This window comes from Psychrobacter sp. S1-30-MNA-CIBAN-0213, assembly GCF_040309845.1.
Classification (GTDB): domain Bacteria; phylum Pseudomonadota; class Gammaproteobacteria; order Pseudomonadales; family Moraxellaceae; genus Psychrobacter.
Window position 1 is genome coordinate 41,880 of the sequence record NZ_JBEOPE010000017.1, and the last position, 15,553, is coordinate 57,432.

Annotated in this window: 13 protein-coding genes; 10 read left to right on the forward strand and 3 right to left on the reverse strand. The window is 42.7% G+C overall.

Annotated features, from left to right (window positions below; all coding sequences use genetic code 11):
* The first annotated feature begins 19 nt into the window (after positions 1–19).
* The 5 genes from nuoK (at position 20) to AAEY87_RS13105 (ending at position 6,329) form a co-directional block, all read left to right on the forward strand.
* Entirely contained in the window at positions 20–328 is a 309-nt protein-coding gene (gene nuoK / locus AAEY87_RS13085; RefSeq protein WP_058368358.1) for an NADH-quinone oxidoreductase subunit NuoK, read from the forward strand.
* 4 nt (positions 329–332) lie between these two features.
* A complete protein-coding gene (nuoL, locus tag AAEY87_RS13090) occupies positions 333–2,207 on the forward strand; it encodes an NADH-quinone oxidoreductase subunit L (protein WP_350657486.1) in 1,875 nt (624 codons plus the stop codon).
* A 1-nt stretch (position 2,208) separates the two neighbouring features.
* Positions 2,209–3,837, forward strand: coding sequence for an NADH-quinone oxidoreductase subunit M (nuoM, locus tag AAEY87_RS13095; RefSeq protein WP_068034767.1), 1,629 nt, complete (start codon positions 2,209–2,211; stop codon positions 3,835–3,837).
* A gap of 3 nt (positions 3,838–3,840) precedes the next feature.
* Positions 3,841–5,319 carry an NADH-quinone oxidoreductase subunit N gene (locus AAEY87_RS13100; protein WP_350657488.1) on the forward strand — a complete coding sequence of 493 codons (1,479 nt, stop codon included), beginning with the start codon at positions 3,841–3,843 and terminating at the stop codon, positions 5,317–5,319.
* Positions 5,320–5,507: 188 nt separating this feature from the next.
* Entirely contained in the window at positions 5,508–6,329 is an 822-nt protein-coding gene (locus AAEY87_RS13105) for a ferredoxin--NADP reductase (protein ID WP_068034771.1), read from the forward strand.
* Between the two features lie 126 nt (positions 6,330–6,455).
* Here AAEY87_RS13105 and AAEY87_RS13110 read toward each other — a convergent pair whose 3' ends face one another.
* Positions 6,456–7,217, reverse strand: a complete 762-nt coding sequence (locus tag AAEY87_RS13110) for a hypothetical protein (RefSeq protein ID WP_227514109.1) — start codon at positions 7,215–7,217, stop codon at positions 6,456–6,458.
* A gap of 428 nt (positions 7,218–7,645) precedes the next feature.
* Between AAEY87_RS13110 and AAEY87_RS13115 the strand changes: the two genes are divergently transcribed.
* On the forward strand, positions 7,646–8,533 hold the full coding sequence (locus AAEY87_RS13115; RefSeq protein WP_350657489.1) for an energy transducer TonB: 888 nt from the start codon (positions 7,646–7,648) through the stop codon (positions 8,531–8,533).
* 198 nt (positions 8,534–8,731) lie between these two features.
* Entirely contained in the window at positions 8,732–9,607 is an 876-nt protein-coding gene (locus tag AAEY87_RS13120; RefSeq protein WP_068326236.1) for a mechanosensitive ion channel family protein, read from the forward strand.
* 73 nt (positions 9,608–9,680) lie between these two features.
* Here AAEY87_RS13120 and ybeY read toward each other — a convergent pair whose 3' ends face one another.
* On the reverse strand, positions 9,681–10,286 hold the full coding sequence (gene ybeY, locus AAEY87_RS13125) for an rRNA maturation RNase YbeY (protein ID WP_350657490.1): 606 nt from the start codon (positions 10,284–10,286) through the stop codon (positions 9,681–9,683).
* Between the two features lie 373 nt (positions 10,287–10,659).
* The gene (locus tag AAEY87_RS13130) at positions 10,660–11,751 is read right to left on the reverse strand and encodes a PhoH family protein (protein WP_350657494.1); all 1,092 of its coding nucleotides are present in this window, start codon (positions 11,749–11,751) and stop codon (positions 10,660–10,662) included.
* Between the two features lie 595 nt (positions 11,752–12,346).
* On the opposite strand from AAEY87_RS13130, the gene AAEY87_RS13135 reads away from it, so the two are divergent.
* From AAEY87_RS13135 to AAEY87_RS13145, 3 genes are read left to right on the forward strand one after another with little or no spacing between them, the layout of a single operon-like run.
* Positions 12,347–13,594, forward strand: coding sequence for a UbiH/UbiF/VisC/COQ6 family ubiquinone biosynthesis hydroxylase (locus AAEY87_RS13135; RefSeq protein WP_350657495.1), 1,248 nt, complete (start codon positions 12,347–12,349; stop codon positions 13,592–13,594).
* 36 nt (positions 13,595–13,630) lie between these two features.
* A complete protein-coding gene (locus tag AAEY87_RS13140; protein ID WP_350657491.1) occupies positions 13,631–14,884 on the forward strand; it encodes an FAD-dependent monooxygenase in 1,254 nt (417 codons plus the stop codon).
* A gap of 26 nt (positions 14,885–14,910) precedes the next feature.
* A complete protein-coding gene (locus AAEY87_RS13145) occupies positions 14,911–15,495 on the forward strand; it encodes an OmpA family protein (protein ID WP_350657492.1) in 585 nt (194 codons plus the stop codon).
* Positions 15,496–15,553: the final 58 nt, after the last annotated feature.

Sequence of the window (15,553 nt, forward strand, 5' to 3'; positions counted from 1 at the left end):
TGCTGAGGCACAGGGTGTATTGGGTATGATACCCATGAGCCACGGATTAATCCTAGCGGGTATTTTGTTCGCTATTGGTCTATGCGGTGTGATGGTTCGGCGCAATTTTTTGTTTATGCTAATGAGCCTTGAGATCATGATGAATGCAGCAGCACTAGCGTTTGTAGTGGCGGGTAGCCGTTGGGTTGATCCAGATGGACAAATTATGTTTATCTTTATTTTGACATTAGCAGCAGCTGAGGCAGCCATCGGTTTGGCAATATTACTACAGTTTTATCATAAGCGTGGGCATCTCGATGTCGATAGCGCCAATGAGATGAAAGGATGATGTCATGAGTTTATTACCATTAACCTTTATATTCCCGCTCATTGGCTTTTTAATTTTAGCCTTTATGCGTGACAAATCAAGCGAACAGGCAGCAGCGTTCGTCGGCGTCGGTAGTATGTTGCTATCAGCACTATGTACACTGGTTGCCAGTTACACTTTTTTGACGGTTAATCCAGCAGGTACGGTAATCCAGATACCGCTGTGGACATGGTTTCAAGTTGGCGATTTTGCGCCAAGCTTTGGTCTTAGTTTTGATGGATTAGCACTGACGATGACTGGAGTTATTACAGGTATCGGCTTTTTGATTCACCTGTTTGCCGCTTGGTATATGAAAGGTGATAAAGGCTTTGCACGTTTCTTTAGTTATATGAACTTGTTCGTGGCTAGTATGTTATTGCTGGTATTAGCAGACGACTTATTGTTGCTATATCTTGGTTGGGAAGGTGTGGGTATCTGCTCATACTTGCTTATTGGTTTTTACTTTGAAGATCGTGCCAATGGCCGCGCTGCAATGAAAGCCTTTACGGTGACACGTGTCGGTGATGTGTTTTTGGCATTTGGGCTGTTTTTACTATTTCGTGAATTCGGTACGCTTAATATTCAAGAGATTATCACTCGCGCTCCTGAAGTATTCGATGTTAATAATCCAACGATGATTTTGACAACGATGATGTTGGTTGGCGGTGCAATGGGTAAATCAGCACAGTTGCCGTTACATACATGGCTTGCTGATGCAATGGCAGGTCCGACACCGGTATCTGCATTGATTCACGCAGCAACGATGGTAACCGCGGGTGTCTATTTAATTGCCCGTATGCATCCGCTATTTATTTTGACCCCTGGCGTTTTATTGTATTGGGTTGGAGCAGTAGGTGCGTTGACACTGGTGGTCGCTGGACTTTGTGCACTGGTACAAACAGATATTAAGCGTATCTTAGCGTATTCGACCATGAGCCAAATCGGTTATATGTTTTTAGCGCTTGGCGTTGGTGCATGGCAAGGTGCAATTTTCCATTTGATGACGCATGCTTTCTTCAAAGCTCTGTTGTTCCTATCTTCAGGTGCGGTCATTTTAGCGGTTCATCATGAGCAAAATATCTTTAAGATGGGCGGCTTACGTAAAAAAATACCATTAGTATTTTGGTGCTATATTGTTGGTGGTGGTGCGCTCGCAGCCATACCTTGGGTAACGGTTGGTTTCTATTCAAAAGAAGCAATTCTGTGGGAAGCTTTTGCAACCGGTCATCAAGTCTTATTCTATATGGGTGTATTCGGTGCTTTCTTAACCGCGATTTATACTTTCCGTATGATTTGGATAATCTTTTTTGGCGAAGAAAAAACGCCAGCGCATAAACTATCTGGTGTGTCGTATTGGTTGCCACTCAGCGTGTTGTTAGTGCTATCAACTGCAGTTGGTGCATGGATAACGCCACCGTTACAAGGTGTGTTACCAGAGAGTGTTGGGCATTTATTAGAGGTCGCTAATCAAGCCGAAGGTAAACATACAGCAGAATATATTGCCATGGGTGCGATGCTTGCAGGACTGATATTAGCAGCACTATTATATGTGGTTGATAAAGGTCGCCTGCTTACGCGCTTTAAGCAATCAAGTATTGGTGGCGCGCTGTATTATTGGTGCTATAACGGTATGGGCTTTGATGCGCTATACGATTTAGTGTTTGTAAAACCCTTTTTATTCATTGGCCGCTTATTTAAAGCCGATCCTATTGATAAATCGTGGACGATATTACCTATGCTGGCATCAGCAGGTAACAAAGCTATGTCTGCAACGCAAACAGGGTCACTTCGAGGCTATGCTGCAAGCTTCGGCTTGGGCATGGCTGTGCTGTTGGTGCTGGTAATGATGACGGTGGTATAAAATGATAGAGTTACAACAAACGTGGATGCTACCAGCATTGATCGCAATTCCATTTATTGCAGGATTATTATGTTGGTTGGTTGAGCGGGTAAATAAGCGTCTGCCGCGCTGGATTGCCTTAATCGGGATGATGCTAACCTTTGGTTTGTCACTCGTATTATGGCAGTATGGCGACTTTTCGGGCATGAGTAAGCAAGTAATTGCGCCGCAGTCTGCAGTACCATGGGTTGCCGAATATAGTGTGCCATGGATACCAAGCTTTGGTATTAGCTTTCACTTGGCGATAGATGGTATGTCGCTGTTGATGATTGCATTGACAGGATTACTCGGTGTTGCGGCTGTTGCCTGTTCGTGGAATGAGATTCAACGCCGTGTCGGCTTCTTCCATCTAAACTTGTTATGGAGTTTAGGCGGTGTCATTGGTGTGTTCTTAGCGATTGATATGTTCCTGTTTTTCTTCTTTTGGGAGATGATGCTGGTTCCTATCTATTTCTTGATTGCCATTTGGGGTCATGACGTCGCTGGTGGTAAGACCAAAGAATATGCAGCAACCAAGTTCTTTATCTATACCCAAGCTTCTGGGCTTATCATGCTCATTGGTATTTTATTATTAGTACTATTTAGCTACGCCAATAGCGGTGTGGTTAGCTTTAACTATAATGACTTGCTCGGTACGCCACTTGGCGGCTGGGAATATCCGATCATGCTTTGCTTCTTTATCGGCTTTGCAGTCAAGCTACCTATTATTCCATTCCATGGCTGGTTACCTGATGCCCATGCGCAAGCGCCAACAGCAGGTTCGGTGGATTTGGCAGGGGTACTGATTAAGACCGCGGCTTATGGTCTGATCCGTTTTGTATTACCGTTATTTCCAGCAGCCTCGCAAGAGTTTGCGCCGATTGCCATTACATTAGGTACGATTGGTATCTTTTACGGGGCATGGCTTGCCTTTATGCAAACTGATATGAAGCGTTTGCTCGCTTATACCAGTATCTCGCATATGGGCTTTGTGGTCTTGGCGATTTATGCAGGTACGTTGCTCAGCTTACAAGGCTTAATGATTCAAATGCTTGCGCACGGTCTTAGCTCGGCAGCTCTATTCATCATGGCAGGCCAGCTCTATGAGCGCTTGCATACTCGTGATTTGACCTTGATGGGTGGTATGTGGGGACAATTCCGTTACTATGCACCGATATTGATGTTCTTTAGTGCTGCACTTCTCGGTATTCCTGGTACCGGTAACTTTATCGGTGAATTCATGATTCTGTTTGGCGCATTTGCGCAGTATCCAGTGTTTGTGGTACTAGCAACCTTTAGCTTAGTATTAGCAGGTCTATACTCATTAATCTTGATTTACCGCGCGCTATTTGGTGTCAATAATATCGAAGAGTTGGCGTTACATGAAACCAAATCACATGGTTTACCTGCTCGCAAGTTAAAAGATTTGGGCAAGCGTGAGCTGTCGTTATTACTTATGTTAGCAGCTGGATTGGTATGGCTCGGACTGTATCCGCAGCCAATACTTGATACATCAAGTCACGCTATGCAGTGGATTAACAATGCATATATCTATAGTGAGATTACCCAAGTAGATATGTCACAGTTACTTGATGCAATGGAGGCACGTTAAGTCATGAATGAATTTACGATGAATGATTTGATGGGGCTAATGCCTTATGCACCAATCATTGCAGTAGCAGTTACATCACTGTTAGTCATGATTGCGATTACTATCAAGCGCTCGCATGTGGTCACCGGTACTATTACTGTAATCGGTCTAAACGTTGGCCTATTTACCTTACTTGCGCAAATAGGCGGCGTGATAAGTAGAAGAGGTGCACTACCAAACGCTGAGCAGCTGTTTGTAATTGATAACTTTGCTCAGTTTAATATGGTCATTATCTTTATTTGTGCATTGGCTTGCTGTACGTTAGCGTATGCGTATCTTGCCAATCTGAAAGACAATAAGGATGAGCTGTATTTGCTGATGCTAGTATCGACCACCGGTGCGCTATTGATGGTATCTGCGCAGCATATGGCCGCTTTCTTTATGAGCTTAGAGCTGCTTTCAATACCGCTATATGGTCTATTGTCTTATACTTTTTTACGTAACCGCTCGCTTGAGTCAGGGCTTAAGTATTTGGTGTTATCAGCGACAGCGTCTGCAACCTTACTGATGGGTATGGCCTTTATTTATGCGCAAGTTGGCTCGTTAGCCTTTAAGCCAATCAGTTTGGTACTAGGTGATATGTTTGAGTCACCGCTGCTGATATTGGGCGCAGCGCTAATGATGTTTGGTATTGCTTTTAAACTATCAGCAGCACCTTTTCATATATGGACACCCGATGTCTATGAAGGTGCACCAGCTCCTATTGCCACTTATCTGGCATCCGTATCTAAAGTTGCTATGATGGCACTTGCTGTTCGCTTTTTAATTGATACGGCTTTATTGGCATTGCCTTCAGTACAGATGTTATTGATGGTAATGGCCACACTATCTATCTTAGTTGGTAACCTATTGGCAGTACGTCAAACCAACCTGAAACGTCTGCTGGGTTATTCTTCTATTGCTCATATGGGTTATGTGCTGATTGTGATTGTTAGTATTGGTAGTGCGGCTGATAGCATATCTAGTATGTATATGGCCGCCTATGCCTTCACCTCTATTGGGGCCTTTGGTGTGGTGACATTAATGTCTAGCCCTTATCGGTTATCTGGTGAAGCTGACGAGTTGGTACATTATCAAGGACTGTTCTGGCGTCGTCCAGTGCTTACTGCGGTCATGACTATTATGATGTTATCGTTGGCCGGTATTCCACTGACCGCGGGCTTTATTACCAAGCTATTTGCGATACTGGCAGCTGTTCAAGGTGCTAATTGGTTCTTGGCTGCAATGATTATTTTAGGTAGTGCTATTGGTCTGTTCTATTACTTACGCGTCATGCTGACACTATTTAAACGTCCAAAACAGTTTATTGAGTTTGATGTAGCAGGGCAATGGGGTATCCGTATGGGCGGACTGATGGTTATTGGTGTTACCGTGGTGGTTATTTTCTTCGGTATATTACCAAACAGTATGATTGTGTGGTCAGGTATGGCGAGTATTTGGTAATCTAAGTTTAACGTGTGGCCTGTCAAATACAGGCTAAGTCGTTGCAATCCTTTACTGTTAGTCTGCCGTTACTGTTAGAAAACCAAGATGCGCCAAGTCTATGATAAGCTTGGCGCATCTTTTTTATTTGTTCGTTTTAATAAGCTTTATAAAAATAAATATTAATAAATTGTGAGTGACTAATTATTATGAGTGAAAATAATATTCAAACCGTTAAAGTGCTGAGCAAAACTACATGGACACCAAGTTTATTTAGTTTTACAGTCACCCGTCCAGATAGCTTTAAATTTACTGCAGGACAGTTTGTACGTTTGGGAGTTAACCCCAGCAAACTACAATACTACAAGCAGCAAAACGAAGAGTCTGATGCAGCATTGAATGAAGATATCTTTCGTGCCTATTCTATAGTATCTTCACCGTTTGATGAGGTGCTTGAATTTTTCTCCATTGTGATACCTGATGGGGCATTTACCTCGCAGCTGCAGCATCTGCAAGTAGGAGATGAGCTCCTACTCAATACCATGCCATTTGGATTTTTGACCTTGGCACGTTATCAAAAACCGTTACCAAAAGACTTATGGTTGCTGGCAACAGGTACTGGTCTGGCACCCTTTTTATCTATGCTACAAGACCTGCAAACATGGCAAGACTACGATCATATCGTATTGGCTTATAGTGCGCGCTCGCAAGAGGAATTGGCTTACGTTGAGCAAATAAGACAGCTACAGGCAGACTTTGGCTCGTTGGTTGATAATCCTGCTGATTTAATATTTGTGCCGATCGTGACTCGTGAGCCAATGGAAGGAGCATTATCTGAGCGTCTGCCGAAACTATTGCTCAATGGAGAACTAGAGGAGCGCGCAGGTATAAAGCTGGACATCGATAATGCACATGTGATGCTATGTGGTAATCCAGAGATGGTAGAGGATACTAAGGAGACCTTGAAAGATATGGGTCTGGTCATGAATCGACGTGGTGAGGGTAATATTGCGGTAGAGAATTATTGGTAAGCCCATTAAGTCGTTAATTGCTTTAAGTTATTGACAAAAAAACGCCGCAATCTAATGATACGTGGCGTTTTTTATTAGTTAGCCAAAGCAGTAAAGGTCTGTAAGAATTACTCTGTGATGTAAAAGCTACTCTGTGCTTGGCTCAGTGGCATCATCTATGGGATTAATAGGACCTTGCATTAACTCGGGTTCATCATCATCACTGATGATATCCTCACCACTACTACCGCCTAATAGGTCGCGATAGTTAATCTGTGCCTTTAGAATTAGCTGATCTTCTTCGACTTCACCGTAGTTCACCTGTACCTTATGTAAGGTACTCATGATTTTTTGGTTCTTTTTTAGCCAGCGATTAATATCGAGATAAATAATATCTTCTTTCGCGCGGGCGATATTGATATAAGTCAGGATAACGCCTAACGGGTCTTTCTTGAGCACACTATGATAGAACCAGATGGCAAGTTTGATACCTTGAAGCTTCAAAAATGACTCACAGCGTAAGTTGAGGACGTCTGTATAAGTCAGCTGGCCAAATACAAAGCGCTGTACATTGCGGTCAAGCTGGGCATGTACAAGGCTAAAGTTACTAGCTACTTCAGCGTAAACACCAGCGGCATTAACCGTACAATATAAACGAAACCAGTCATCATGCAGCTCAACTCGTAACTCTAAGATAGCTTTGACATTGTCTGTGACAAACTTTTGCAGGGCATCATTGACGTATTTTTGCGCAACGGGCAAAGCCAATTCATCATCAAGCTTATCAGCAGTTTTGTTGTACATATTTTTGATATTTTGGGTTAAGCTCTCCCAACCATCACTAAATGACTCGTTAAAACGATAGCCAAGATTATCAGAGAAGTCATCAAAGTTATCGAAGTTACTCAAACTTGTTATCCTTATGATTATAGTAGGATTATTTTAACCGTATAATTGGTTGTCAGCTGCTAATTGATATAATAAGTAATTGATAGACATGACCAGTAGCAATATGACAAGTGAAAATAGTATATAGCAAAATAGCATGGTACAAAACTTAAGGCCTTGTATTGTAGCAAATAACTTAAGAAATATAACGAAGATAGGCAGGCGTGCCTAAATAGCTTCTTCCTCAGCTCTTAAGCTTTATAGCTATTTTGAATAGCGATAAAATGACAGCATAGCGATATAATTGCTGCTCATGTTATGATAGCGCGGATATTATTATTGGTAGGCATAGTTATTGCTTGTATGATGGCTGCAAAAACATTACTGATGCAAAATAATCGTATCAATACGGTTATTACTGTTTTTATTCTTATAATTTGAGACTTACTGTGGCACATATTAAAGATTCTCAAAGCTATCATTTTTCTACTCAAGCTCCAACACGCAACTTTAGCTTACCGATAGCTATTACTATTGCGTTGTTGGTACATGGTGTTATTATCTTTGGTGTCAGCTTTTCTATGGGGCAAGATCCTGCGGCGCTGATGCAAGATGTGGCAAAGGCTTTGACAGACAATATGCAGCCGAATGAGGATGCTCACTATATCGCTAATGCTTCACAAGAAGGTGGAGGCTCGGTACGCCAGCAAGTACGGCAAGAAAGCGCGCAAACTAGCCCGCTGTCCTCAGAGCAGATAAGCGAGACTCAAGATGTCATCAATCTGCAACGCCAAGTGCGTCAACAGCGTTATCAAGAGAGCTATCTGCGCACGACTTTGAGTTGGCGTAAGGCTGATGTAGAAGCTGACAACGACAGTAAGCAAGCGCAAGATGATATGATGGCACAAGAGGAGCGTCTACGTAAACAGATTGCGACTTTAGAGGCGCAGCTGTCTCAGCGTCAACAAGTCTATGCAACCAAGTCCAAAGTCGTAACTGTCGATAGCAACTCTACTACTCGCGGCGCTGCGGCAGATTATATCGAAACCTTCCGTGAGCATGTTGAGCGTGTTGGTAACTTGTACTATCCGGTGCAAGCGCGTGCGCAAGGTATCACTGGTGAAGTACGTCTCATGGTGATTATCAGTAATAATGGCAATATTAAAGCCATCCGTTTACTTGAAAGCTCAGGCTCGACGATATTGGATGAAGCGGCCAAGCAATCAGTACGGCAAGCGGCACCCTTTGGTAAGTTTACCGCAGATATGAGCGATATTGTAGAGCTACGTTTGATTCGTACTTATCGTTATAGTGATAAAGTAGAAGTAACTTATTAAAACGAAAAATCTAAAACGTAAACTTTCAAAAAGTAATCTGTTAAAAAATACGGTATTAAAAAACCATTGGTTAAAATTACAAACAAACTGTAATTATGAGTGGGTTCAAATAGATAATGAATTAGAATGATTGCCAATATCTGATTCTATTTTAATATGTCCTAATAAACAAACGAAGCTATAGAGTAAAGAGTCAGTATGGAATTTTTAGGTTTTACTATCGATGTTGCCGCGTTAACGAGTAACGCACTAAGCTTAGCGCTTAAAGTCGTTTTAGCGATATTAATATTTGTGGTAGGGCGCTGGCTTGCCAAAAAGGCGGTTACCTTTGCTCATAGTATTATGCTACGTAGCCGTTTAGATGATACCGTGGCTAGTTTTTTAGGTCGTCTAATATATGGCGTGTTGCTGGTTATTGTAGTCCTAGCTGCCCTTAGCAAAGTTGGCGTACAGACCACGTCAGTCGTTGCCATATTAGGTGGTGCCGCAGTAGCCATTGGTTTGTCACTAAAAGATCAGCTATCAAACTTCGCAGCTGGCATCATGATTGTGACTTTTCGCCCGTTTGTACGTGGTGATTATGTGCAGATTAGTAGTTACACCGGTACAGTGACTGAAATTACTTTGGTCAATACCCATCTAACGACGATTAACAATCACGATATCATTATACCTAATAGCGATATTACCACTTCAGCGGTTATCAACTATACCGCGCTGCCCAACCGCCGTGTCGATATCACAGTAGGGATTGGCTATGATGCCGATATCAAAACTGCCAAAAATGTGATGCTGAGCTTAGCGAAAAACAATGCGATGGCTTTTACTGATCCTGAGCCTATCGTACGTGTGACCAATTTGGGTGATAACTCAGTTGATCTCACTTTAAACGTTTGGACAACCAATGCTGACTGGTGGACAATGCAATGCGATTTGCTTGAACAGTTTAAACATGCGTTGGATGATGAAAAAATCGAGATTCCATTCCCGCAGCGCAGTGTCCATGTCAAAGGCTTAGATCAGATGATTAATCAAATGGGCCAATCACAAAAACTACCGATGACTAAAGATTAGCTAAGTTAAATTTAGGAATTTGGAGCTTATGAGTTTAGAGGTTGAGAAGTTTAGAGTTTAAGAGGTTTGGCGATTAGGTATTTGAAACATAAGGGTTTGGTAGGTTCAAACCTGCCAAAATCTCAATCTCAAAACGTTCCATCTCATCCTGCTCAGCTTGACCGAGCTCATGATCGAAGCCTAATAGATGCAACACGCCATGTACCAATAAGTGGCTAATGTGCTGTACTAGCGTTTTGTCTTGCTCTACGGCTTCACGTACCATTACTTCATGACAGATAATTAGTTCACCAAGTGGCAATGTTGGCATCAGCTCAATAATATTAGCTGGCATCTCGCTTGGGTAAGATAAAATGTTGGTCGCATAATCCTTGCCCCGTGCTTCTAGATTCAATTCACGACCTTCAGTCTTGTCAGTAATATATATATCTAATGCTTTAGGTTTCTGCTGCCACATCTCAAGACTGATATCTGTAAAGTAGGGTAGCGTCAGCCCATCTTTATTGCGCTCATTTATATAGTCTAGGGTCGCCATCATAATTGGTAACAGACTATCTTCACTATAAAAGCCATCAATCAAATTATCATCAATACTATCAATAGCGCTGACATTTAGCTCAGCACTGGTTAGGCTATTTGACTCTATTTCATTCACATTATTATCATTAGATTGGTTCATTGTTCTATCCTATTAACAAACAGCACGCTTATTAAACATTACTATGTCAAATATATTGATCGTTCCATAACACTGCTATGTAGACAGCTTACTTTGAAGCCGCTACGGCGTCGATCTCGTTTACTGTACTAATATAGCTTGCACTCGGTTTCATTATATCGATATGCTATCTCTATCTCATTATGGATTGACTATAGCAGGTGAGGCAATATTAAGGTTAAACCTATTAAGTAATCAATCCATTAAGTGCTCAATAAAAAAACCGGACGACTATCTTTAGTGATCCGGTTTTTCATTTTAAGGCTAGGGCGTGTCCTCATTTTGATAATGGTAATAAAAATGAGGGCACGCCCTAGATATTTAACAAGCTGAGTTATAATTTAGATGCCGCGTTGGCTATTGCCTGTCTGCGCTCTTGCTCAGCAATACGCTCTTGTTTACGTTTTTCTTCCAATATTAACTGCTCACTGTCAAAGACATCATAAGCTTCAACGATTTGCTGTACCAATTGATGACGTACCACATCTTTTGAGTCAAACTTAGTGATATGAATCTCTTCAATACCGCTCAAAATTTCTAACGCTTGCGTCAGTCCTGACTTAGTACCACGTGGCAAGTCGACCTGCGTAATATCACCAGTGATGACCGCACGTGAGCCAAAGCCTAAGCGTGTCAAAAACATTTTCATTTGCTCAGGTGTGGTGTTTTGCGCTTCGTCCAAGATGACAAACGAGTTATTCAAGGTACGACCACGCATATAGGCAAGTGGAGCAACTTCAATAATCTGGCGCTCAATCATTTTACCGACTTTTTCAAAGCCAAGCATTTCATATAAAGCATCATATAACGGGCGTAAGTACGGGTCGATTTTTTGCGCCAAGTCACCTGGTAAAAAGCCTAACTTCTCTCCAGCTTCTACGGCTGGACGTACGAGCAAAATACGCTCAATCTCATTACGCTCTATCATATCGACTGCACATGCTACCGCAAGATAAGTCTTACCCGTACCGGCAGGGCCAATACCGAACGACACATCAGAGCTTAGCACGTTTTTTACATAACGCTGCTGATTGCCACCGCGTGGAATGATTTTACCTTTACGTGTGCGCAGACTAATGGGTGTAAAATCATTTGGTGAATCCAAATCGTTCTCATCATCTTCGCTATCAGTGACTTGCTCATCATCTTCCGTATCTTGATCGCGTGAGATACTAGATTGGATGATGAGATGTAACTCTTCTGCACTAATATCTTTTGTGTTTTGGGCTTCGTCGACTAGCTTATATATAATACGTTCGCCGCGTTCGACACCTGTGACATCGCCGCTCAGACAGAAGTCGCCTTGGCGTTGGCTGATTTTGATATCGAGGCGGTCTTGCAGATATTTCATGTGATTATTGTATTCGCCAAGCACGGTTTTAAGCTGTGCTGGGGTCAATGACTCAAACTTTATACGGCGGCTCATGGAATCAGTCAAGCGATTATCCTTATATTAGTTACCCGATACTATCATTGATTCTCAATAGATTGATGGGCTTAATAGATAAAACAGTAGTAGGGTTTTATTACTTGTAGATAGTAGAAAAAATGACAGTAAAGTTATTATTGTTTATATGTATGGTAAGTGAAAGTCCTGTCTTCATTATGGTTGATAGTTTTTAAATTTCAAGCATTGTGTAGCAATGGACTGGGCTGTTTTTGTATGGTGATTGCAACCACTGCATATATCGACAAATTTTTGCTATGCTCATAAGCTTAGAAGTAGCTACTCAGCGTTAAGCATACCGGGAAGGACACAGAGATTTGGGCAATTTGTGGTAATCTATGAGTTGTCTAAAAATCGTTTGGTCATGACGCTTAAAACCATAAAATGCTGATAAATAACTCTTTATAATTAAGTATAAAAAGTCTTCCTAATCGTATATAACCGCTTTATCCAACAGATTCCAATAGGGATAACAATGATACAAAATACTCATTCAGATATGCCAACGATATCAAATTCTGCGCCATCGAACACTGTTAATAAGACATCTAATATGAAAAATAATAAAACGGCAATGACCGAGCAACAGGTGCTCATCGCTGGCGGCGGTCATGTAGGTTTATCCTTTGCATTGCTATTAGCACATCATGGTATTGCTAGTACTTTGCTAGAAAAAAACAGCTACCCAACTATTAGCCCAAAGGATGACAGTACGCGCAGTCATTATTTAGACAGCCGCAATACGGCATTATCTCGGCGCACCGTACAGATTTACCAAGAGATAGGGTTGTGGGATGAGCTGCAAAGTCATGCTTGCCGTATTGATGCCGTGCAAATCAGTGAGCAAGGTAGCTTTGGGCGCGCACAGCTTAATAAAGCAGAAGAGCAGGTAGAGTCATTCGGACAAGTGATGGAAAACGCTTGGCTTGGACGTAAGCTATTACTGGCGGCTCAGCAAGAACCGCTAATTACTTTGATTGATAATGCTAATGTTATCGCTTTGGAACAGCAGAGCGACGGTGTGACGTTGACCTTTAGCTATTATGGTGAAGAGGAGCATGAGCAGCAATTGCAAGCCAGCGTCTTAGTCGCTTGTGATGGTCGCGACTCTACGGTACGTCAGCTTTTAGATATTGGTACAACGACTTATGATTATCAGCAAACTGCTATCGTCGGTGTGGTAGAGACAGATAAGCCACACGCGCATGTCGCGATTGAGCGATTTAGTCCGGCAGGCCCACTCGCTGTGTTGCCATTGACCGATCCAGAAGGCGATGGTAATGATGATTACCAAAAGGGCTACAGACGTTCAGTGGTCTGGGTATGTCCAACCGGTGAAGAGAATAAATACCTAGAAGACGATGCGCATTTTCTGGCGACTTTGCAGCAGGCATTTGGTCAACGTGCTGGTAAGTTTGTCGCTGCCGGTCGCCGCGGTGCCTATCCGTTGACACGTGTACTGGCAGATAAGCAGGCAGAGGGCCGCTGCGTCATCATGGGCAATGCTGCTCATACTTTGCACCCTGTGGCCGGCCAAGGCTTTAACCTATGTATGCGTGATGCGCATGTACTGGCGCAAATGATGAGTGCGCAAGTGCTTAAGGGTGCAGATATCGGTGACCCAACACTACTCAAACGCTATGAAAAAGCCCGCCAGACCGACCAAAAACGAGTTATTCGTTTCTGTGATGCCGTTGTACATGGCTTTACTCATCCTAACCCAGCAGTGAAGCTAGCACGGAACTTGGCTTTGGTTGCCTTTGACAAGCTGCCGAATATTAAACCGCTAATTGCTAATTATGCGATGGGCTTAAAATCATAGTCTTATAATAAGCGTTCTAACATTGAGAGATAACTTATGAAAAATAACCATACGCTGATTATAGGCAGCGGTATCGTCGGTGCGACATTGGCGCTAAAGCTTGCGCAAGCCAAAATGCCAGTGACCTTGATTGATGCACGTCCTGCGCGTGATGAGTCAGATTGGCAAGAAGTATTGAGCGCGCGCGATGCACGTGTCTATGCGCTTAGCTTAGCTAGTATTAACTTACTCAAAGATGTTGGCGCTTGGCAAAAGACTGCCCTATCTGGGCGTAAGGCGGATTACTCGCAGATGCAGGTATGGCAACTGAACGGTATGGGCGAGTTATTATTTGGTGATAGCGAAAGCAGTGCGCCAAAACTACTGGGAAGTATGGTTGAGCCTGCCGTTATTGAGCACGCATTATGGCAGCGTTTATCTGAGGATGATGTCAGTGACTATCTGACCGTCATCGCTGGACATAAAGTCGTGGGAATGGATTGGTTAGGCGCACAGCAAGGCTACCGTGTGACTTTGGATAACGATACAGCTATCGATGCTCAACTGTTGATTGGTGCTGATGGTCGCGGCTCGTTTGTGCGTAAGCAAGCAGGAATTGAGCTGGATACGCTTGATTATAATCAAACCGCGATTTGCTGTGCGATTCAAACGACCAAGCCTCATCAAGCGACTGCTCGCCAAGCTATGCTACCCACTGGAACGCTGGCATTATTGCCGTTAGCGGATATCACTGATGCTGATAAGGCCAATCCGCAACACTGGCAGTCGATAGTTTGGACACTGCCACGCAATCAGGCATTGGCATTGATAGAGGAAGACGCGCGCGTGATTGCCGATAAGCTGGCTGCTGCAAGTAATTATGAGCTTGGTGCTATTAGTCAGATTGAATCAATCGCTAGCTTTCCACTGACCGCGCAACAAGCAAAGAGTTATGTCGCTGATAATTTAGTCTTGATAGGAGACGCTGCGCATGGCGTGCATCCACTTGCTGGACAAGGGCTTAATTTAGGCATGCTCGATGTACAGGCGTTAAGTGAACAGCTAATGCATGATTTTGCCCGTAGTGGTGGCACGCTTTGGGGCAGCAATCAAACCCTGCGTACTTACGAGCGTCTGCGTCGTCCACATAATATTCTGATGATGCATAGCTTCTCGGCACTAAACTGGCTATTTGCAGGGTCACTTGCACAGATGCGTCCTATTCAACAAATCCGTAGCGAAGGTATGTACCGCGTGGGTAAGATGAAACCGCTTATGCGATTGTTTGCGAAGCAGGCGAGTGGGGTTTAGGGTTTTAACTTAAGGAAGAGTAGAGTATGAACGTTAAATTATGGACAATAGCGCCGATGATGATAGGTGTATTAGCACTGACAGGTTGTCAAACAGCTGACTTGTCTAATCGAACAAGTCAAACTATCAACATGCCAACGGTTGTGGTTAATGTAAATAGTGACGGTGATGGAGTGCCTGATAAGTTAGATCAATGTCCAGGCACTCCCTATAACGTGGTGATAGATGAAAGGGGTTGTCCGGATTCCTTACTTTTTGGTGAAAATGAATTTAGGATGGAAGCTAGAGCCTATTATGATGAAAATAGCAGTGAGATAAAAAGTGAGTATTATGAACAGCTAGATAACGCAGGCAAAAAAATGCAAGATCATTTGGACGCTGTTATGCATATCGAAGGGCATATATCCAAACGTGAAGACAGTAATGCCAATCAAACATTATCAAGATACCGTGTGGAAGGAATTAAAAATTATATGACCATGACATATAATATTGATCCTGATCGTATTAAGACTTTTTACTATGGGTCAGAACGTCCAATTGCGCCAAATGATACCGAAAACAGTTGGCTAAACCAGCGTATTTATGCGCTTATAGTCAGTTCAAAATAAAAATGTTATGCCTTGGACAAATATCATAAAACAATTTGGATAAGTCATTTTGCATCCA

What these genes read in the sequence shown, in the direction of transcription:
- AAEY87_RS13100 (WP_350657488.1), top strand. Translation starts at nt 3,841, where the DNA reads ATGAATGAATTTACGATGAATGATTTGATGGGGCTAATGCCTTATGCA.
- AAEY87_RS13135 (WP_350657495.1), top strand. Translation starts at nt 12,347, where the DNA reads ATGACCGAGCAACAGGTGCTCATCGCTGGCGGCGGTCATGTAGGTTTA.
- nuoM (WP_068034767.1), top strand. Translation starts at nt 2,209, where the DNA reads ATGATAGAGTTACAACAAACGTGGATGCTACCAGCATTGATCGCAATT.
- AAEY87_RS13145 (WP_350657492.1), top strand. Translation starts at nt 14,911, where the DNA reads ATGAACGTTAAATTATGGACAATAGCGCCGATGATGATAGGTGTATTA.
- ybeY (WP_350657490.1), bottom strand. Translation starts at nt 10,286, where the DNA reads ATGAACCAATCTAATGATAATAATGTGAATGAAATAGAGTCAAATAGC.
- AAEY87_RS13120 (WP_068326236.1), top strand. Translation starts at nt 8,732, where the DNA reads ATGGAATTTTTAGGTTTTACTATCGATGTTGCCGCGTTAACGAGTAAC.
- AAEY87_RS13130 (WP_350657494.1), bottom strand. Translation starts at nt 11,751, where the DNA reads ATGAGCCGCCGTATAAAGTTTGAGTCATTGACCCCAGCACAGCTTAAA.
- nuoL (WP_350657486.1), top strand. Translation starts at nt 333, where the DNA reads ATGAGTTTATTACCATTAACCTTTATATTCCCGCTCATTGGCTTTTTA.
- AAEY87_RS13105 (WP_068034771.1), top strand. Translation starts at nt 5,508, where the DNA reads ATGAGTGAAAATAATATTCAAACCGTTAAAGTGCTGAGCAAAACTACA.
- AAEY87_RS13140 (WP_350657491.1), top strand. Translation starts at nt 13,631, where the DNA reads ATGAAAAATAACCATACGCTGATTATAGGCAGCGGTATCGTCGGTGCG.